This window comes from Rhizobium sp. SAFR-030 (assembly GCF_059415005.1).
The window spans coordinates 262,835-282,069 of the sequence record NZ_JBPFDO010000005.1 but is presented as its reverse complement, the minus strand read 5'-3'; the positions used below and the strand labels follow the sequence as shown (position 1 = coordinate 282,069).

The following is a 19,235-nucleotide window of genomic DNA, read 5'->3' as shown; positions in this document are numbered from 1 at the left end:
AGGAAATCCCATGAGCCGGCCAAACGTTCTGATACTGATGGTGGACCAGTTGAATGGTACGCTGTTTCCCGATGGACCTGCGGATTTCCTGCATGCGCCGCACATCAAAGCGTTGGCGCAGCGGTCCGTCCGCTTCGCCAACACCTATACCGCAAGCCCGCTGTGCGCCCCCGCCCGCGCCTCGTTCATGTCGGGCCAGCTGCCGAGCCGCACACGCGTTTACGATAACGCGGCGGAATTCGCATCGGATATCCCGACCTATGCGCACCATCTGCGGGCCGCCGGCTACCACACGGCACTGTCGGGCAAGATGCACTTTGTCGGCCCGGACCAGTTGCACGGGTTCGAGGAACGACTGACCACCGACATCTATCCGGCCGATTTCGGCTGGACGCCGGACTATACCAAGCCCGGCGAACGCATCGACTGGTGGTATCACAATCTCGGCTCGGTGACCGGCGCCGGGGTCGCGGAAATCACCAACCAGATGGAGTATGACGACGAGGTGGCCTACCACGCCTGCCGCAAGCTCTACGATCTTTCGCGCCGACAGGACGACCGCCCCTGGTGCCTGACGGTCAGCTTCACGCATCCGCACGACCCCTACGTGGCGCGCCGCAAATACTGGGACCTCTACGAGGACTGCGCCGAGCTCGACCCGAAGGACGGCGACCTGTCGTTCGACGAGCTGGACCCGCATTCCCAACGTCTGCTGGAGGCCTGCGACTTCCGCGCCTTCGACATCAGCCGCGAGCAGGTCCGCCGCGCCCGCCAGGGCTATTTCGCCAACATCTCCTATGTCGACGACAAGATCGGCGAGCTTCTGGACGTGCTGGAGCGGACGAGAATGACCGAGGACACCATCGTCCTCTTCGTTTCGGACCATGGCGACATGCTGGGCGAGAAGGGTCTGTGGTTCAAGATGTGCTTCTTCGACGGCTCGGCGCGCGTGCCGCTGATGATCGCGGCGCCCGATTGGCAGCCGGCGCTCGTCGAACAGCCGGTCTCGACGCTCGACGTGACGCCGACCCTCGCGGCACTTGCCGGCATCGACATCGCCTCGCTCGCCCGCTGGACGGATGGCGAGGATCTCGCGCCGCTTGCGACCGGCAGCGGTTCGCGGACCGCCGTGCCGATGGAGTATGCCGCCGAAGGCTCCATAGCGCCGCTCGTCGCGCTGCGCGACGGACGGTTCAAGCTGACGCTTTGCGAGGCGGATCCGCCGCTGCTGTTCGACCTCGAAAGCGATCCGCACGAGCGCCGAAACCTGGCCGAAAGCCCCGACCATTACGAGACGCTGGCACGCATGACCGCGACCATGCTCGAACGGTGGAATTTGCAGCGCTTCGACGAAGCGGTCCGCGAGAGCCAGGCGCGCCGCTGGGTGGTCTATCCGGCACTGCGCAACGGCGCCTATTTCCCCTGGGATTATCAGCCGCTGCAAAAAGCGTCCGAGCGCTACATGCGCAACCACATGGATCTCAACGTGCTGGAGGAGAACCAACGGTTTCCGCGGGGAGAGTGAGCCTCGAACGCGAGGAGGCTGTGCGGACGCTGACGCGTGCAGCGGCTGCATGGAGCGCGCCCCTCGCCTACTCCTCGGGCTTGACCCCGGGATCTGTGCGGCCAGCTCGGTTCGCCAACAGTTGAGGATGCAAAAGCTTGCGTTGTGGATCCTCGGGTCAAGCCCGAGGATGACGGCGCGGTTGCCGGCTAATCCCTACTAGTCCTCCACTTCCGAGGAGGTTGCGCGGCAAGCCTCGCAGGCCTGTCACGCCGCGCTGGCGACCTGATACTCCTTGATCGCCACCATCCTGATCGCCGGATAGCGCTCCGACTCGTAGCGCAGCGAGAACGCATCCTGCGCCAGGAACACCGGATCGCCATCGAGGTCGCGGGCGATATCGCCGCGCTTGACGGTCAGGAACTTGTCGAGCTCCGCCGGCTGATCGGACGAAATCCAGCGGCAGACGGAAAAACGCGACATCTCGAACGAGACGGGCAGCGTGTATTCGCCCTGCAGCCGTTCCTTCAGCACGTCGAGCTGCAGCGCGCCGACCACCCCGACGATCGCCGGCGAGCCATCCTCCGGCGAGAACAGCTGCACGACGCCCTCTTCGGCCATCTGCTGCAGTGCTTCCTTCAGCTTCTTTGCCTTCATCGCATCCTCCAGCCGCACGCGGCGCAGGATTTCCGGCGAAAAGTTCGGCACACCCTGGAAGACAAGCGCTTCGCCCTCGGTCAGCGTGTCTCCAATGCGCAGCGTCCCGTGGTTTGGGATGCCGACGACATCGCCGGCATAGGCGGTATCCGCCAGCTGGCGCTGGGAGGCGAAGAAGAACTGCGGAGCCGTCAGCCCCATCAGCTTGCCGGTGCGGGCAAGCTTTGCCTTCATGCCGCGCTCCAGCTTGCCGGAGCAGATACGGGCAAAGGCGATACGGTCGCGGTGGTTGGGATCCATGTTCGCCTGGATCTTGAAGACGAAGGCGGTCATCTTGTCTTCCGCCGCATGCACCTTGCGCACGTCGGCCACCTGGTCGCGCGGCGGCGGCGCGAAATCGCCAAGCGCATTGATCAGATCGCGGACGCCGAAATTGCGCAGCGCCGAGCCGAAGAAGACCGGCGTCATGTGACCTTCGAGGAAGGCCTGACGATCGAAGCGGCGGCAGGCTTCGCGAGCCAGTTCCAGCTCGTCGATGAAGGCCGCACGCTCGTTTTCCGGCAGATGCTCGGCAACGGTCTGCGGACCATTGACCGGCTGGCCCTCGACCTGCGTGTCGCTGCCGCGGAACGTGTTGTCGGCGAGATTGTAGGAGCCGCAGAAGTTCTTCGAGCGGCCGACCGGCCAGGTGACCGGCGCCGTATCCAGCGCCAGCTTCTCTTCCACCTCGTCGAGGATTTCGAACGTATCGCGCGCCTCGCGGTCCATCTTGTTGACGAAGGTGATGATCGGGATGTCGCGCATGCGGCACACCTCGAACAGCTTCAGCGTCCGCGGCTCGATGCCCTTGGCACCGTCGATAACCATGACCGCGGCATCCACCGCCGTCAGCGTGCGGTAGGTGTCGTCGGCAAAATCCTCGTGGCCGGGCGTATCGAGAATGTTGAAGACATTGCCGTCGAACTCGAAGGTCATCACCGAGGTTACAACCGAGATGCCGCGTTCGCGCTCGATCTTCATCCAGTCGGAGCGCGTCTGGATGCGGTCCTTCTTGGCCTTAACCTCGCCGGCAAGCTGGATGGCACCACCGAACAGCAGCAGCTTTTCGGTCAGCGTTGTCTTGCCCGCGTCTGGGTGGGCGATGATCGCGAAGGTGCGGCGGCGGGAAACCGCCTCTGCAATGCTTTCGGCCATGGGTCAGAAAATCCTTTGAGTTGCCGCGTATCTAGCGACTCCGTGGATAACTTTCAATTCGTGTTTGACCCCGCGAGCCCCGGGTCCGCAAATGGGATCATGAATATGCACGCTTCCTCCACGCCCCGGCTCTCCGTCATCCGCCTGCCGCATGCCGACGGGCTCGATCTGCCGTCCTACGAGACGGCGGGTGCCGCCGGCATGGACCTTAAGGCCGCGCTCGGCGATGGCGAGGCGATGACGCTTGAACCGGGGAAGCGCGCCCTGGTGCCGACGGGCTTCATCTTCGAGATCCCTCACGGCTTCGAGGCGCAGATCAGGCCGCGCTCCGGCCTTGCCTTCAAGCACGGCATCACCTGCCTCAACACGCCGGGCACCATCGACAGCGACTATCGCGGCGAGGTGAAGGTGCTGCTTGTCAACCTCGGGGACGAGGATTTCGAAATCAGCCGCGGCATGCGCATCGCCCAGATGGTGGTGGCGCCGGTCACGCAGGTGCAGGTGATCGAGACGAGGCAGGTAAGCGACACCGAGCGCGGCGCCGGTGGCTTCGGCTCCACCGGCGTTTGAGATGCGTGGGCGGTCCTGCGACAGCAACGGCCTCGTGCTGCGTTCTGACTACTTCGGCGATCCGCTCGCCTGGCGCGCCTTCTGCGACCTGCTGTTCGACATATTCCGCTTCGATGTCTCGCCCCTGACCGTGCTTGGCGGCCCCGATCCGACAAGCATGCCGACTGGTTACTTCGATGCAGACGGACGATGCATCGCCAATCTCAGCGCCTTTTCAATGCCTGTGATGATCGACGGGAAGCATATCAAAGCCGCCGGTTGGCAATCCGGCGCGGTGCGGCCGGAATGGCGCGGCCGCGGCCTGTTCCGCGACCTGATGCAGATCACCTTCGGCCGCTGTCGTGCGGCGGGCTTCGAGGCAATCCTCCTCACCACACGGCATCCGGCACTGTACCAGCCTCTCGGCTTCCGGACCGTGCCGCAGTGGCGCTTCTCAGGCCCGGTTCCGGCTCTGCCGGGCGGGATCCCGCCCGCCCGTCGCCTGGACATACGTCAGCCGGACGATCTCGCGCTGATCCGCGAGGCGCTCCGTTGCCGCCAGCCAGTGTCGGACCGGTTCGCAGTCCTCGACCAGTCTCACATGTTCCTGCTCAACGCCTGGCTCTCCCCGTCCATCTCGCTGCACTGGATGGAGCAGGAGCACTGTGTCGTCGCCAGCGAGCTGACGAATGACGAACGGCTTTCGCTTCTCGATGTGGTGGGCGCCGCCATCCCCTCGCTCGGCACCCTGATCGGGGCAACTGCTGCCATGGCAACGCATGTCGATGTCCAGTTCCCGACCGACAGGATCTGTGCTGACGGACAGCCATGGGACGCGCGCGCCGACCCCGACGAAGGCGCAACCGTGCTGATGATGTGGAGCCGCCACATGGCACTGCCGCACGGCCCCGTGAAGCTCTCACCAATGGCCGATTTCTGACCACGTGCTCAGCGTGATGGATCTGCTGCGGGACCGCCTCCTGTCCACTTCACCATGCGCAGGCGCGGCCGAAATGATCGCCGCTCGAGGCCGGTCTGACATGTTCACCGTTGAGCCTCCTCTTCCGACGTCGTCAGCACCGGAACGGCAACCGCTGGGGTCCGGCATATGACCTCCTACGTGCGTCCATCGATCCGCCAGCGGCAGCATATTGCGCGGCGCCCGTTTGCCTGCCATGGAGGATCCGACGGCGAGGGCCCCTTCATGACGATCACCACACTCATTGCTTATGCCGGCGCGCTCTTCATCGCAGCCGCCATTCCAGGGCCCGGCATGACTGCCATCGTGGCGCGCGCGCTCGGGTCCGGCTTCCGCCCCACCCTCTTCATGGGACTTGGCCTCATCCTCGGCGACCTGATCTATCTGACCGCCGTCATTCTGGGCCTCGCCATCGTGGCGCAGAATTTCACCACGCCTTTCCTGATCATCAAGTATGCCGGTGCGGCCTACCTCATCTACATCGCGTGGAAGCTCTGGACGGCCGGTCTCCTGCCGCAGGAGATCGAGGCGCAGAGCACGCCAAGCATTGGCCTTTCCTTTCTCTCCGGCCTGCTGGTGACGCTCGGCAATCCGAAGACCATGCTGTTCTACGTGGCGCTGGTGCCCACCCTCATCCCTCTACAGTCCATCGGACCGCGCGACTACGCAGCCCTGGTGGCGCTGACCTTCGTCGTCTTGATGGCAGTCCTGCTGCCCTATATCCTGCTGGCCTCCAAGGCACGCATCCTCCTCAAGAAACCGAGCGCATTGAAACTTCTCAATCGGTCTGCAGCCAGCATTCTCGCCGGCACGGCCGCCTATATCGCTGCCCGCTGAGCGGCACCTGCAGCGCCTCGCCGCGTCAAGCCGCCGCCGTCATCCTTTCGCCCGCCATCCGGTAGGAAATCGCCTCGGCCAGGTGAATGCGCCCGACACGCTGCATGTCGTCGAGATCGGCAAGCGTCCGAGCCACCTTCAGCACCCGGTGATAGCCGCGGGCGGTGAACTTCAGTTTTTCCGCCGCGTCACGCAGCAATTGCAGCCCTGCTGCATCGGGTTCGGCAAACCCCTCGATCAGCGAGGTCGAGCAACGGGCATTGGTGCCGATGCCCGGCAGGCCGGCCTCGATGAACCGCTGGCGCTGCCGTTCGCGGGCCCGCGCAACACGGGCTGCCACCTCGGCACTGGCTTCGGCCGGCCGCGGGCGGATGAGATCGGAAGCCGAGACCGCCGGCACCTCGATGCGGATGTCGATCCGGTCCATCAGCGGCCCGGAGATACGCCCCTGATATTCGGTGAGGCAACGGTCGCCCCGGGCGCAGACATGCCCCGGCTGGCCGGCCATGCCGCACCGGCACGGGTTCATCGCCGCCACCAGCTGGATGCTGGCCGGGTAGGTGACGCGGTAATTGGCTCTCGCTACGACGCACTGCGCCGTCTCCAGCGGCTGGCGCAGCGCATCCAGCACCTGCGGCGAGAACTCCGGAAACTCGTCAAGGAAGAGCACTCCGTGATGGGCAAGCGAGGCCTCGCCCGGCTTTGCCCGCAGTCCGCCGCCGACCAGTGCCGCCATGGTGGCCGAGTGGTGCGGTGTTCGGAACGGTCGACGGTCGGACAGCTTGCCGCCCGAGAGCTGGCCGGCAATCGAGTGGATCATCGACACCTCCAGCAGTTCGGCGGCCTCCAGCGGCGGCAGGATGGACGGCAGGCGGGCGGCAAGCATCGACTTGCCGGAACCGGGTGGCCCGATCATCAGCAGGTTATGCCCGCCGGCCGCCGCCACCTCCAGCGCCCGCTTGGCACTCTCCTGACCCTTGATGTCTGCAAGATCCGGCAGATTGGTTGCCGGCATGCGGATCGCCGGCTGCGGCCGCGTCAGGACCTGGGTGCCGCGAAAATGATTGGCGAGCGCGATCAGGCTGCGCGGCGCAAGGATATCCATGTCCGGACCCGCCCAGGCGGCCTCCGCACCGCTGTCTGCCGGGCAGATCAGCCCCTTGCCGAGACCATTGGCCCCGATCGCCGCCGGCAGCGCACCGGCCACCGGCGCCAGCGTTCCATCGAGGTTGAGTTCGCCCAGCACCACATAGCCAGCCAGCGCATCGGCCGGTATCGCGCCGAGCACCGCCATCAGCCCCAGCGCAATCGGCAGGTCGTAATGGGAGCCTTCCTTCGGCAGATCCGCCGGCGCAAGGTTCACGGTGATCTTTTTCGGCGGCAGTGCCAGACCCGAGGCATGCAGCGCCGCCTGCACACGTTCGCGGCTTTCGGCGACCGCCTTATCCGGCAAGCCGACGATGTGCATGTTGAGCTTGCCCGGCCCGATCATGACCTGAACATCGACGGGCACGCCTTCGATGCCCTGGAATGCAACCGTACTGACCCGCGCCACCATGTGCCACCTGCCCCGCGTTCCAGCGCCTGGTCAGAGCCCGCACTGGCTTCCAAGACGCGCAAGTACAATCCAACCACAGTTTATGGTTGAGCACAAGAACATTTGCGGAACAATTCGTGGCGCGCAGCACGCCGACGATCTGTTGCAGGTAATCGCGGTCAGCCGCGCTTGGCTTCGATCGCATCCCACAGCAGCGACGCGACGTCGGCGCCGCCGAACTTCTTGACCTCGCGGATGCCGGTCGGCGAGGTGACGTTGATCTCGGTCATCACGTCGCCGATCACGTCGATGCCGACGAACAGGAAGCCGCGTTCACGCAACGCCGGGCCGATGCGGGCACAGATTTCCTTCTCGCGCGCCGTCAGTTCGGTGGGCTCGGCGCGACCGCCAACATGCATGTTGGAGCGGCTGTCGGTCACTGCCGGCACGCGGTTGATCGCACCGACCGGCTCGCCGTCGACCAGCAGAATGCGCTTGTCGCCCTTGCGGACCGCCGGCAGGTAAGCCTGGGCGATGTAGGGCTCGCCGCGATACATCTGGCCGAACATCTCGAGCAGCGAGGTAAAATTGCGGTCGTCGCGGGCCGAATGGAAAACGCCGGCGCCGCCATTGCCGTAGAGCGGCTTCAGGATGATGTCGCCGATCTCATCGCGGAAGCTGGCGATCTCGGCCGGGTCGCGCGAGATCAGCGTCGCGGGCATCAGGTCGGCGAACTCGGTGACGAAGATCTTTTCCGGCGAATTGCGCACCCAGGCCGGGTCGTTGACCACCAGCGTCTTCGGGTGCAGCCGTTCGAGAAGATGCGTGGAGGTGATGTAGCCCATGTCGAAGGGCGGATCCTGGCGCAGCATGATCACGTCGATGGTCGACAGATCGACCCGCTGTCGCTCGCCGAGGGTGAAGTGGCTGCCCTTCTCGTCGCGCAGCTGCATCGGTTCGATGGAGGCGAAGATCCGGCCGTCGCGCATGGTCAGCCGGTCGGGCGTGTAGTGGAACAGCTCGTAGCCGCGGGCCTGCGCTTCCAGCGCCATGGCGAAGGTCGAATCGCCGGCAATGTTGATGCTGGACACGTGGTCCATCTGGAATGCGATTGTGCGGATCTTGGCCATACCCTGTCCCTTGTCAGATTGCCCGCCAGATGTAGGACGACGGGCAAGCGAAGGCAACGGTAGAGATCGGCAGGCTTTAGAGGCCGAGCCCGCCGCCCTTCAGGGCACGACGAACACGGTTGCGGACCCGGTAAACGAGGGCGAGCGGCATCCAGATAGGCTGGCGCATGAAGGCGATCTTGCGAACGTAGCGGTCGATGCGCCAGGTCGCCCAGGTGCCGGCCTTGAAGTAGCCGATGTCTCCCGCGCGCAGCAGTCGCTGGGTGCCGTCCTCGGCGGTGATCGACACCTCGCCGTCGAGGATAACCACCGTCTCGTCGTCGCCGAAGAACCAGCGGAAGGTGCCCGCCGTGCAGTCCCAGATAGCCGTAGTCGAACATTTGTCGGCGGTCGTCGAGTGCGAGACGACACGGGCCTGCGGTGTGCCGTCGAGGATCCAGGCGGGTTCGATCGGCGCCGGCTTCAGCTCCCGCGCCAGGGCTTCCGCCGAGGCGCCGATGAAGGGCGGGACGCCGCCACCTGGCGCGCTGGTGCGGCTGCGATAGGCAAGAGCGATCGCCCCCGCGAGTGCCAGTTTCAAAACCATGTGACCCCCTTATCCCGGACCGGCAGAGGGTAACACCTGAGTTTCAGCGCAAGGTTGTCAGGATCGCTTGCATTTTATCAATCGCGCGGATCGTGACGGTAGCCCTGGTTCGCCTTCAGGTCACCGGATCTAACTCTGATGACAGCACCGGGGAAGGCACCATCTCCGGAACCGGCGTTGCACGGATGACGGCCGGGCCGTTGCGTCGGCCATCGGTCGCACCGAAGAAATGCAGGCGCTGCGTATCGTAGGCGAGCCGCATGTCCTCCGCCACCGGCGTTTCCGGCGACAGCGCCGCCGTCAGCTTCTGGTCGCCCACCTGTCCGTGAACCAGCCGCTGCGAGCCGAGCTCTTCGACATAATCGAGACGGAACGGCAGGAAATCCTCGCCGTCTCTGGCGACCCGCAGATCCTCCGCCCTGACGCCCACCATCACCGCGCCGGAGGTCGGCGCTTGGTCCAGCTCGATCGTTGCCGGGCCGATCGCCAGCCGGTTGCCGTGAAGCTCGCCGGAGATCAGGTTCATGGCCGGGGCGCCGATGAAGCTTGCAACGAAGGTCGATGCCGGGGCGTGATAGACCTCAAGCGGCGAACCGATCTGCTCGATGCGGCCACCGTTCAGCACCACCAGCCGGTCGGCCAGCGTCATGGCTTCGAGCTGATCATGGGTGACATAGATGGAGGTGGTGCCAAGCCGCCTCTGCAGGCGCTTGATCTCACCGCGCATCGACACGCGCAGCTTGGCGTCAAGATTGGAGAGCGGTTCGTCGAACAGGAAGGCGGCGGGCTTGCGGACGATGGCGCGACCCATTGCAACGCGCTGCCGCTGGCCACCCGACAGCGCCCTCGGCTTGCGCTCCAGATACGGCGTGATCTCCAGCATGCGGGCGGCTTCTGCAACCCGGGCTTCGATTTCCGTCTTGGGCGTACCGCGGTTCTTCAGCCCGTATTCGAGGTTCTGGCGAACCGTCATGTGCGGATAGAGCGCGTAGTTCTGGAACACCATGGCGATATCGCGTTCGGCGGGCTCCATGCGATTGACGATGCGTCCGCCGATCGACACCTCGCCGGACGATATCGCTTCCAGCCCGGCGACCATGCGCAGCAGGGTCGACTTGCCGCAGCCTGAGGGACCGACGAGCACGATGAACTCACCATCGGCAATGTCGATCGAGACCGTGTCGACCGCCTTCACGCCGCCCGTATAGACCTTGGAGACATCGGCTATGTTGATGGTCGCCATGTCACTTCTCCGTTTCTGTGAGGCCGCGGATGAACAGCCGCTGCATGAGGATGACGATGAGGATGGGAGGCAGCATGGCCAGCACGGCCCCGGCCATCACCAGGTTCCACTCGATGACGCCGTCCTGAACGGTCACCATGCGCTTCATGCCCATCATCAGTGTGTAGTAGCCTGGATCGGTGGTCACCAGCATGGGCCAGAGATACTGCACCCAGCCATAGATGAAGAGGATGACGCAGAGCGCGCCGATATTGGTGCGCGACAGGGGCAAGAGGATATCGCGGAAGAACTTCATCGGGCCGGCGCCGTCGACGCGGGCGGCCTCCATGATCTCGTCCGGCACGGTCATGAAGAACTGCCGGAACAGGAAGGTCGCCGTGGCCGAGGCGATCAGCGGGATGGTGAGCCCGGCCCACGAGTTCAGCATGCCGAGGTCGGCGACGATCTTGTAGGTCGGCATGATGCGCACTTCCACCGGCAGCATCAGCGTCACGAAGATGATCCAGAAGGCCAGCTGGCGGAAGGGGAAGCGGAAGTAGACGATGGCAAAGGCCGACAGGATCGAGATGGCGATCTTGCCCACCGTAATGACCACCGCCATGATCAGCGAGTTCAGCGCCATATGCGCATAGTTCGGCAGCCCGTTGGCCGCCGAGGCGCCGGTCAGGATCTCCCGGTAATTGTCGATGAAATGCGATCCCGGCAGAAGCGGCAGCGAGGTGCTGACCAGCGTCGTGGTGTCGTGCGTCGAGGCAATGATCGCCACATAGACCGGAAACGCCACCACCAGAAAGCCGCAGATCAGGAAGGCGTGGGTGAGAAAGGTGAGGAAGGGACGATTTTCAACCATGGTCGTTCCTCAATACTGCACGCGGCGTTCGACATAGCGGAACTGCACGAATGTCAGCAGCATCACGATCAGCATCAGCAGCACCGATTGCGCCGAGGACGAGCCGATGTTGAGCCCCACATAGCCGTCCTGGAACACCTTGTAGACGAGTGTCGTGGTGGATTGCGCCGGGCCGCCGCCGGTCGTGGCGTCGATGATGGGGAAGGTGTCGAACATCGTGTAGTTCACGTTGATGATGAACAGGAAGAAGGTGGTCGGCGAGATCAGCGGCAGAGAGATGTTGAAGAACCGCTTGACCGGACCGGATCCATCGATGGCGGCCGCCTCCATCAGCGACTGCGGCACCGATTGCAGGCCCGCCAGAAAGAACAGGAAATTGTAGGAGATCTGCTTCCAGGCGGCAGCGATGATAATCAGGATCATCGCATGGGTGCCGTTCAGATCATGATCCCAGCGGATGCCGATGATCTGCAGATAGTAGGGCAGGATGCCGGTGGACGTGTTGAACATGAACCACCAGAGCACGCCGGCGATGACCGGTGCCACCGCGTAAGGCCAGACCAGCAGCGTCGTATACACACGGCCCGTGCGCACCAGCCGGTCGACAGCTGCGGCAAAGGCAAGCCCCAGCACCATCGACAGCACCGTCACCGAGATCGCAAAGACTGCCGTGCGCCCAAGCGCATCGAGGTAGTTCGGATCCGCCAGCAGATTGCGGTAGTGCGTGAGCCCGACGAAGACGGTCGAGAAGCCGAACGGATCCTCGCGCTCGAAGGAGGATTTGACGGCCTGTGCCGCCGGCCAGATGAAGAAGACGATGGTGATCAGCAGCTGCGGCGCCAGCAGGAGATAGGGCAGCAGTCGTGCGTCGAAGGTGGTGCGTTTGGTTTCCATGGTGCCCTGCGCAGGAGAGCCTAAAGGAGAGAGGGCCGGCATGGTGGCCGGCCCTCTCCCGCGGATCAGAGGCTGTCAGTTCGCGGCTTCGAATTCGCGCAGCAGCTGGTTGCCGCGCGTCACGGCGCTGTCGAGCGCCTGCTTGGCGTCCTTCTTGCCGGCCAGGAGCGCCTGGAATTCTTCGTCGACGACCGAGCGAACCTGGGTGAAGTTGCCGAAGCGGACACCCTTGGAGTTTTCAGACGGCGTGCCGCGGGTGATCTGCTTGATCGCGATGTCGGAGCCCGGGTTCTTGGCGTAGTAGCCCTGGCTCTCGCCCAGCTCGTAGGCGGCATTGGTGATCGGCAGATAGCCCGTGTACTGGTGCCATTCGGCCTGAACTTCCGGCTTCGACAGGTAGGTGAAGAACTTGGCGACGCCCTTGTAGGTGGCCTCGTCCTTGCCGTTCAGCACCCAGAGCGTGGCGCCGCCGATGATCGAGTTCTTCGGCTCCTTGGTGACGTCGTCATAGTAGGGAAGCGGCGCGAAGCCTGGCGTGAAGGTCTTGGCGTTGTTGATGACGCCGGCGCGGCCGGCCGACGAGTTCATCGTCATGGCGCATTCCTGGGCATAGAACATGGTCGCCGCCTGGTCGCCGCCGACCGGGCCGCCATACTTGAAGAGGCCCTCGTCCTGCCACTTCTTCAGGTTCGCCCAGTGCTTGATCTGGACGTCGCCGTTGAAGGTGAACTCAGTGCCGAGACCGCCGAAGCCGTTCTGCATCGTGCCGAAGGGCTTGTCGTGCAGGGCCGAAAGATTTTCCGTCTGAACCCAGGTGATCCAGGCCGAGGTAAAGCCGCACTTTGCAGCGCCCGACGAGACGATCTTCTTGGAGAAATCCTCGACTTCCTTCCAGGTCTTCGGAGCGACCTCAGGATCCAGGCCGGCCTTCTTGAAGACGTCCTTGTTGTAATACATGATCGGCGTCGAAGAATTGAACGGCAGGGACAGGATGTTGCCGCTGGTATCGGAGTAGTAGCCGACGACCGGCGCCAGGAACGACTTCGTGTCGAACGGCTCGCCTGCGTCCTTCATCAGCTTGTAGACCGGGTAGACGGCGCCCTTGGCGGCCATCATCGTGCCGGTGCCGACTTCGAATACCTGGACGATTGCCGGCTGCTGCTTGGCGCGGAAGGCGGCGATCGCAGCGGTCAGGGTTTCCGGGTAGGAACCCTTGTAGATCGGCACGACCTTGTAGTCGGCCTGGCTGTCGTTGAACTTCTGGGCGATTTCCTCAAGCTTCTTTCCCAGCTCGCCACCCATGGCATGCCACCAGGTAACTTCAGTCGCGGCAAGCGACGTCGATGCGGAAAGTGCGAGCGCGGCTACGGCAAGGCCAAGCTTCTTGAACATGGATTATCCCTCTTCTCCACTGGTTGGATGAGGGTGGCTTAGCCTCCTTGCGTGACACGTCCTTAACAGTTCCATGACGGCATTGTTACAGTCCCGGGCCGGACCTCAGCGGGCTGCTGCTAGGCTTTCAATCTTCGACGGACAGCCGCGTCAGAACGCGTCCGGGAAGTGCCGTGGAAGACGCCAGGGGCGGATCACGAGGATGTCGTAACGCTGCGACAGACGGTGTCCGTCACGCCGCCGACCGAGCCAGAGATCGCTCGCCGCGCGGATCCGCCGCTGCGACATAGCGCTCACGGCATCGATCGCCTGCATCTCCTGTCGGCGTGCCTTGACCTCGACGAAGGCGACCAGATCCCGTTTGCGGGCGATGATGTCGATCTCGCCCACCGGCGTCCGATAGCGCATGGCAAGGATGCGGTAGCCTCTGGCGATCAGATACAGCGCGGCGACATATTCGGAGAACCGCCCATGGCGCTCCGCCTTGCGACGCCGGCCGATCGGATCGTCAGCCGCCATCGGCACCTTTCAGCTCGATCAGCCGCTGGTAGAGGTCCTTGCGCGACAGGCCGGTCAGCCGCGCTGCCTCGGCGGCCGCCTTGGTGGCCGGCATCGATTGCGCCAGCTCACGCAGCATGATGTCCACGTCGATGGCCGCCGGAATGTCGTCATAGGCCGGCGGGCCGACGACGAGGACGATCTCGCCCTTCACGGTCGCGTCGGCATACTGCCCGGCGAGTTCGCCGAGAGAGCCGCGGCGGAACTCTTCAAAAGTCTTCGTCAGTTCGCGGCAGACGCAGGCGGCGCGGTCTGGCCCCAGCACGTCGGCGGCGATCCTCAGCGTGTCGGAGATTCGATGCGGCGATTCAAAGAAAATCAATGTCGAGGGGATCTTCGACAGCTCGGCTAGCCGATCCCGCCTGCCCTTTTCCTTGACCGGCAGGAAGCCGGCAAACAGGAAGGCATCCGAGGGGAGCCCCGAGCCCACCAGGGCGGCAAGCGGCGCCGAGGGGCCGGGAATGGGGACGACGCGATGGCCGGCCTCCAGCGCCAGCTGCCCCAGCCGATAACCCGGATCGGAGACCAGCGGCGTGCCGGCATCCGACACCAGCGCCACGGACTTCCCCTCGTCGAGCGCCTTGATCAGCCGCGGACCGACTTCGTTGGCGTTATGCTCGTGATAGGCATAGGGGCGGCCGGTGATGCCGAAGCGATCGAGCAGGACGCGGGTGACGCGGGTATCCTCGCAGGCCAGCACGTCGGAACCGGCAAGTGTTTCCAAAGCGCGCAGCGTAATGTCGCCGAGATTGCCGATCGGCGTTGCGACCAGGTAGAGCGCGGGCTCGATCGGACGGGCGGGTACCGCCACGTTTGCAACCCGATAGGTGCGGCTCGCCGTCTTGTCCTCGTCTTGCGTCACGTCTGTCCTCGATCACTTGGCCGGCGTTGGCGGCCTCGACGCTGTTATGCGGGAGCCGGCTCCGGACCGCAAGCACGGGCGCCGGATGTGGAAAGCTGTGCGCTATGCCGCGCCGCAACGTGAAATTCGGGAACACCAGACCGGCGCCTCTTGCGTTCCGGCGGGAAACTCTGCCATTTTGCCCGTCCACATCGTCCGGGCAGACTGACGGACAAGCATAATCTTCGGTCCCTTGGACCGGCACGGTCGAAAGCGGTAGCGTCCATGCGTATTACTCTTGAGCGGTCCAACCTCCTGAAGTCGCTGAACCACGTCCATCGCGTGGTGGAGCGCCGCAACACGATCCCGATCCTGTCGAACGTCCTGCTGAAGGCCGCGGGCAACGACCTGGCCTTGAAGGCGACTGACCTGGATCTCGAAATCACCGAGGAGCTGCCGGCGATGGTCGAGCAGGCCGGGGCGACGACCGTTCCGGCGCACCTCCTCTACGAAATCGTCCGCAAGCTGCCGGATGGCGCCGAAGTGCGGCTCGCCACCAATCCGGACGGCGGCAGCATGACGGTACAGTCCGGGCGCTCCAAGTTTTCGCTGCAGTGCCTGCCGGAAACCGATTTCCCGGATCTGACCGCCGGCAGCTTCACGCATACCTTCAAGATCAAGGCGACCGATCTGAAGATGCTGATCGACCGCACCCAGTTCGCCATCTCCACCGAAGAGACCCGCTATTACCTGAACGGCATCTTCTTCCACACGATTGAAGCCGACGGAAAGCTGAAGCTGCGCGCGGTGGCAACCGACGGTCACCGGCTCGCCCGCGCCGACATCGAGGCGCCGTCCGGTTCGGAAGGCATGCCCGGCATCATCATTCCCCGCAAGACGGTCGGCGAGTTGCAGAAGCTTGTCGACAACCCCGAAGCGATGGTCACGGTCGAAGTGTCGGACGCCAAGATCCGTCTGACGATCGGCGGCATTGTGATGACCTCGAAGCTGATCGACGGCACCTTCCCTGACTACCAGCGCGTCATCCCGACCAGCAACGACAAGGAAATGCGCGTCGATTGCCAGAGCTTCACCAAGGCTGTCGATCGTGTCTCGACCATCTCGTCGGAGCGCGGGCGGGCCGTGAAGCTGGCGCTCAGCGAGGGCCAGCTGCTACTCACCGTCAACAATCCGGATTCGGGAAGTGCGACCGAGGAAGTGGCGGTCGGCTATGACAGCGATGCCATGGAAATCGGCTTCAACGCCAAATACCTGCTCGACATCACCGCCCAATTGTCGGGCGAGGACGCGATCTTCATGCTGGCGGACGCCGGCTCGCCGACCCTGGTGCGGGATACCGCGGGCGACGATGCACTTTATGTTCTGATGCCCATGCGGGTTTGAAGAAAAGAGGACCGGTTCGCCGGTCCTTTTTTTGTCGCCTCTTTTGAATGCGACATTTTTCCTTGATTTTGCGTCATCGGGGCGCACTTATCCTTAATCAGCCATGAGCAGGTTGCGTGGAGATCATGATGGAATTGCGTTTGAAAGAGCGGCTTGGCCGGAAATTCGACGAGGAAATCCGCTTCTTCAAGGGATGGATCGACGGCCCGAAACGCGTCGGTGCCATTCTGCCGACCTCCGGTGTCACGGCACGGCGCATGGCAAGCGTCATCACGCCGCAGTCGGGGCTGCCGGTCCTCGAACTCGGGCCCGGCACCGGCATCATCACCAAGGCGATCCTGGAGCGCGGCATCGCTCCTGAGAAACTGGTCTCCATCGAGTTTTCGACGGATTTCTACCAGCATCTGACGCGCAGCTTTCCGCGGGTGCAGTTCATCAACGGCGACGCTTTCGACCTTCAGAATACTCTCGGCAGTCTGCGCGACCAGCAGTTCGACTCGGTGATCTCGGCGATCCCGATGCTGAGCTTTCCCATGGAGAGGCGCATTGCCTTGCTCGAGGACCTGCTGGACCGCATGCCAGCCGGCCGGCCGGTGATACAGATCACCTACGGCCCGGTGTCGCCGATCGTCGCCAGACCCGACCGCTACCAGATCAAGCATTACGACTTCGTCGTGCGCAACATTCCGCCGGCTCAGCTCTGGACCTACACACGTCCCTAACCGGACCGTTTCGATGCCTCCGGTTCGCGAAAGCCCTCACGAGCCGGTCGGACCGGCTTGAGAATTGCGGACGGCCGCGCAATCTTTTCGGCGTCGTCCGCTGTGCCTGCCTTGCCGATTTGCAGTTCGCATGCGACTGGACGGCGGTGAAATCAGCGCAGGGAGAGACGACATGAACGCACGCGACCGCTTGATCGTAGGCCTCGACATTCCGACCATCGCGGAAGCCGAGGATATGGTCGCCACGCTTGGCGACAGCGTCTCCTTCTACAAGATCGGCCACCAGCTGGCCTTCATCGGCGGCCTAGAGCTGGCGCGCGATCTCGCCCGCGACGGCAAGAAGATCTTCCTCGACATGAAGCTGCTCGACATCGACAATACGGTGGCGAAGGGCGTCGAGGCGATCGCCGGCATGGGCATGACGATGCTGACGCTGCACGCCTATCCGAAGGCCATGCGCGCGGCCGTGGAAGCGGCGAAGGGATCCGACCTCTGCCTGCTCGGCGTCACCGTTCTGACCTCGATGGACGCGGCTGACCTTGCCGAGGCCGGCTATGCACAGACGCCAGAGGAACTGGTCCGCCGCCGCGCCGCGCAGGCCCGCGAGGCCGGCATGGGCGGCATCGTCTGCTCGGCGGAGGAGTCGGCCGCAGTGCGCGAGATCGTCGGCACCGATATGGCGGTCGTCACCCCCGGCATTCGTCCCAAGGGCGCTGATGCCGGCGACCAGAAGCGCGTCGTGACACCATTCGATGCCCTGAAGGCAGGATCGAGCCATCTCGTTGTCGCCCGTCCCATCGTCAAGGCCACTGATCCGCGTCAGGCGGCGGAAGCCATCCTCGATGAGATGCGCCAGGCCCTGTGGCCGGCCAACGACGCTTGAAAACCGAAGGAGAGACAACAATGCCCAAGGGATACTGGATCGCCCGCGTCGACGTGCATAATGCCGAGCGCTACAAGGACTACGTGGCCGCCGCCAAGCCGGCCTTCGAGAAGTACGGCGCCAATTTCCTCGCTCGTGGCGGCGCGATCACCGAACTTGAAGGTCCTTCACGGGCCCGCAACGTCGTGATCGAGTTCCCGTCGATGCAGGCGGCCGTCGACTGCTACAATTCCCCGGAATACCAGGTCGCCGCGAAGATCCGCCAGGAGGTCGGCGACGCGGAGATGGTGGTGGTCGAGGGCGTTTGAGGATCTCGCGTCCCGCAATCCAGCAGTGCGGCCCAAAATCTTGGCCCGGCGTGACGCCAGGCCACGCCGAGGCTTCACCTCGACGACCGATTAGGCTAGAGACTGATCACCCTATTCTACCTGCTTTCGGAGCATCCCCATGACCATGTCCAATCTTCCGCCGCTCGTCACTGTGTTCGGGGGCTCGGGCTTCGTCGGCCGGCATGTGGTTCGGGCACTTGCCAAGCGCGGCTACCGCATCCGGGTCGCGGTGCGCCGTCCCGATCTCGCCGGCTTCCTGCGGCCGCTCGGCTATGTCGGGCAGATCCAGCTGGTCCAGGCGAACCTGCGCTACCGCGCGTCCATCGACCAGGCCGTCTCCGGTTCCGCGCATGTCGTCAACTGCGTCGGCATCCTGTTTGAAAGCGGCAAGAACTCGTTCGATTCCGTGCAGGAGTTCGGCGCCAAGGCCGTGGCCGAAGCCGCCCGGGCCGCTGGTGCAGGCCTCACCCACGTCTCGGCCATCGGCGCCGATGCCAAGTCCGCCTCCTCCTACGGCCGCAGCAAGGGCCGTGCCGAGGACGCCATCCTGTCGATCCTGCCCGAGGCCGTCATCCTGCGGCCGTCGATCGTGTTCGGCAAGGAAGACAGCTTCTTCAACAAGTTTGCCGACATGGCGCGGATGATGCCCTTCCTGCCGCTGATCGGCGGCGGCAAGACGAAGTTCCAGCCGGTCTTCGTCGGCGATGTCGCCGAGGTCATCGGCAACTCCGTCGACGGCAAAATTCCCGGCGGCAAGATCTATGAGCTCGGCGGACCGGAAGTCCTGACCTTCAAGCAATGTCTGGAACTGGTACTGAAGGTCACCTGTCGCAAGCGCCGCTTTATCTCGCTGCCCTTCGGCGTCGCATCCTTGATGGGCAGCGTCGCCTCGATGGTGCCGCTCATCGCGCCGCCGCTGACGAGCGACCAGGTGACGCTTCTCAAGAAGGACAATATCGTGTCGGATGCCGCCAAGGCGGACGGCCGCACGATCGAGAGCCTCGGCATCCGCCCGACGCTGATCGAGACCGTGCTGCCTAGCTATCTCGTGCAGTTTCGTCCGCAGGGCCAGTTCACCAATTCCGGCAAGGCCGTCTGAGCCACCCGGTTTCGGAGCGGAGCATGTGAGGCAGGCGCTGCGCTTCG

The 19,235-nt window shown here is 64.1% G+C and carries 19 protein-coding genes; 9 read left to right on the top strand and 10 right to left on the bottom strand.

Going from position 1 to position 19,235, the window contains the following annotated elements; translation table 11 throughout:
• Window positions 1-10: 10 nt before the first annotated feature.
• Window positions 11-1,525 (top strand): choline-sulfatase, encoded by a 1,515-nt coding sequence (betC, locus tag ACR65N_RS17085; RefSeq protein WP_440457982.1) that lies wholly within the window; start codon window positions 11-13, stop codon window positions 1,523-1,525.
• 246 nt (window positions 1,526-1,771) lie between these two features.
• Here betC and ACR65N_RS17080 read toward each other — a convergent pair whose 3' ends face one another.
• Window positions 1,772-3,355, bottom strand: coding sequence for a peptide chain release factor 3 (locus ACR65N_RS17080; RefSeq protein WP_430306166.1), 1,584 nt, complete (start codon window positions 3,353-3,355; stop codon window positions 1,772-1,774).
• A 99-nt stretch (window positions 3,356-3,454) separates the two neighbouring features.
• Here ACR65N_RS17080 and dut point away from each other — a divergent pair, with 99 nt between their 5' ends.
• From dut to ACR65N_RS17065, 3 genes are all read left to right on the top strand, one after another.
• Window positions 3,455-3,925 carry a dUTP diphosphatase gene (gene dut, locus ACR65N_RS17075; protein ID WP_440457981.1) on the top strand — a complete coding sequence of 157 codons (471 nt, stop codon included), beginning with the start codon at window positions 3,455-3,457 and terminating at the stop codon, window positions 3,923-3,925.
• A 1-nt stretch (window position 3,926) separates the two neighbouring features.
• Window positions 3,927-4,844 (top strand): GNAT family N-acetyltransferase, encoded by a 918-nt coding sequence (locus ACR65N_RS17070; RefSeq protein ID WP_440457980.1) that lies wholly within the window; start codon window positions 3,927-3,929, stop codon window positions 4,842-4,844.
• A 264-nt stretch (window positions 4,845-5,108) separates the two neighbouring features.
• Window positions 5,109-5,720, top strand: coding sequence for a LysE family translocator (locus ACR65N_RS17065; protein ID WP_440457979.1), 612 nt, complete (start codon window positions 5,109-5,111; stop codon window positions 5,718-5,720).
• Window positions 5,721-5,745: 25 nt separating this feature from the next.
• Here ACR65N_RS17065 and ACR65N_RS17060 read toward each other — a convergent pair whose 3' ends face one another.
• The 9 genes from ACR65N_RS17060 to rsmI form a co-directional block, all read right to left on the bottom strand.
• Window positions 5,746-7,278 (bottom strand): YifB family Mg chelatase-like AAA ATPase, encoded by a 1,533-nt coding sequence (locus ACR65N_RS17060; protein ID WP_440457978.1) that lies wholly within the window; start codon window positions 7,276-7,278, stop codon window positions 5,746-5,748.
• 158 nt (window positions 7,279-7,436) lie between these two features.
• A complete protein-coding gene (gene gshB / locus ACR65N_RS17055; RefSeq protein ID WP_440457977.1) occupies window positions 7,437-8,387 on the bottom strand; it encodes a glutathione synthase in 951 nt (316 codons plus the stop codon).
• A 76-nt stretch (window positions 8,388-8,463) separates the two neighbouring features.
• Window positions 8,464-8,973 (bottom strand): cupin domain-containing protein, encoded by a 510-nt coding sequence (locus tag ACR65N_RS17050; protein ID WP_440457976.1) that lies wholly within the window; start codon window positions 8,971-8,973, stop codon window positions 8,464-8,466.
• A gap of 115 nt (window positions 8,974-9,088) precedes the next feature.
• Window positions 9,089-10,216, bottom strand: coding sequence for a sn-glycerol-3-phosphate ABC transporter ATP-binding protein UgpC (gene ugpC, locus ACR65N_RS17045; RefSeq protein ID WP_440457975.1), 1,128 nt, complete (start codon window positions 10,214-10,216; stop codon window positions 9,089-9,091).
• Between the two features lies 1 nt (window position 10,217).
• Window positions 10,218-11,066 carry a sn-glycerol-3-phosphate ABC transporter permease UgpE gene (gene ugpE, locus ACR65N_RS17040; protein ID WP_430306174.1) on the bottom strand — a complete coding sequence of 283 codons (849 nt, stop codon included), beginning with the start codon at window positions 11,064-11,066 and terminating at the stop codon, window positions 10,218-10,220.
• Window positions 11,067-11,075: 9 nt separating this feature from the next.
• Entirely contained in the window at window positions 11,076-11,960 is an 885-nt protein-coding gene (ugpA, locus tag ACR65N_RS17035; RefSeq protein WP_430306175.1) for a sn-glycerol-3-phosphate ABC transporter permease UgpA, read from the bottom strand.
• Between the two features lie 75 nt (window positions 11,961-12,035).
• A complete protein-coding gene (gene ugpB / locus ACR65N_RS17030; RefSeq protein WP_440457974.1) occupies window positions 12,036-13,352 on the bottom strand; it encodes a sn-glycerol-3-phosphate ABC transporter substrate-binding protein UgpB in 1,317 nt (438 codons plus the stop codon).
• Window positions 13,353-13,502: 150 nt separating this feature from the next.
• Entirely contained in the window at window positions 13,503-13,871 is a 369-nt protein-coding gene (locus ACR65N_RS17025) for a YraN family protein (RefSeq protein ID WP_440457973.1), read from the bottom strand.
• Entirely contained in the window at window positions 13,861-14,772 is a 912-nt protein-coding gene (gene rsmI, locus ACR65N_RS17020) for a 16S rRNA (cytidine(1402)-2'-O)-methyltransferase (RefSeq protein ID WP_440457972.1), read from the bottom strand. The genes ACR65N_RS17025 and rsmI overlap by 11 nt, the downstream gene beginning before the upstream one ends.
• A gap of 264 nt (window positions 14,773-15,036) precedes the next feature.
• On the opposite strand from rsmI, the gene dnaN reads away from it, so the two are divergent.
• From dnaN to ACR65N_RS16995, 5 genes are all read left to right on the top strand, one after another.
• Window positions 15,037-16,155 (top strand): DNA polymerase III subunit beta, encoded by a 1,119-nt coding sequence (gene dnaN, locus ACR65N_RS17015; RefSeq protein ID WP_440457971.1) that lies wholly within the window; start codon window positions 15,037-15,039, stop codon window positions 16,153-16,155.
• 128 nt (window positions 16,156-16,283) lie between these two features.
• The gene (pmtA, locus tag ACR65N_RS17010; protein WP_440458128.1) at window positions 16,284-16,877 is read left to right on the top strand and encodes a phospholipid N-methyltransferase PmtA; all 594 of its coding nucleotides are present in this window, start codon (window positions 16,284-16,286) and stop codon (window positions 16,875-16,877) included.
• Window positions 16,878-17,049: 172 nt separating this feature from the next.
• Window positions 17,050-17,760 (top strand): orotidine-5'-phosphate decarboxylase, encoded by a 711-nt coding sequence (pyrF, locus tag ACR65N_RS17005; protein WP_440457970.1) that lies wholly within the window; start codon window positions 17,050-17,052, stop codon window positions 17,758-17,760.
• A gap of 20 nt (window positions 17,761-17,780) precedes the next feature.
• The gene (locus ACR65N_RS17000) at window positions 17,781-18,068 is read left to right on the top strand and encodes a DUF1330 domain-containing protein (protein ID WP_440457969.1); all 288 of its coding nucleotides are present in this window, start codon (window positions 17,781-17,783) and stop codon (window positions 18,066-18,068) included.
• A 139-nt stretch (window positions 18,069-18,207) separates the two neighbouring features.
• Window positions 18,208-19,188 (top strand): complex I NDUFA9 subunit family protein, encoded by a 981-nt coding sequence (locus ACR65N_RS16995; RefSeq protein ID WP_440457968.1) that lies wholly within the window; start codon window positions 18,208-18,210, stop codon window positions 19,186-19,188.
• Window positions 19,189-19,235 lie beyond the last annotated feature (47 nt).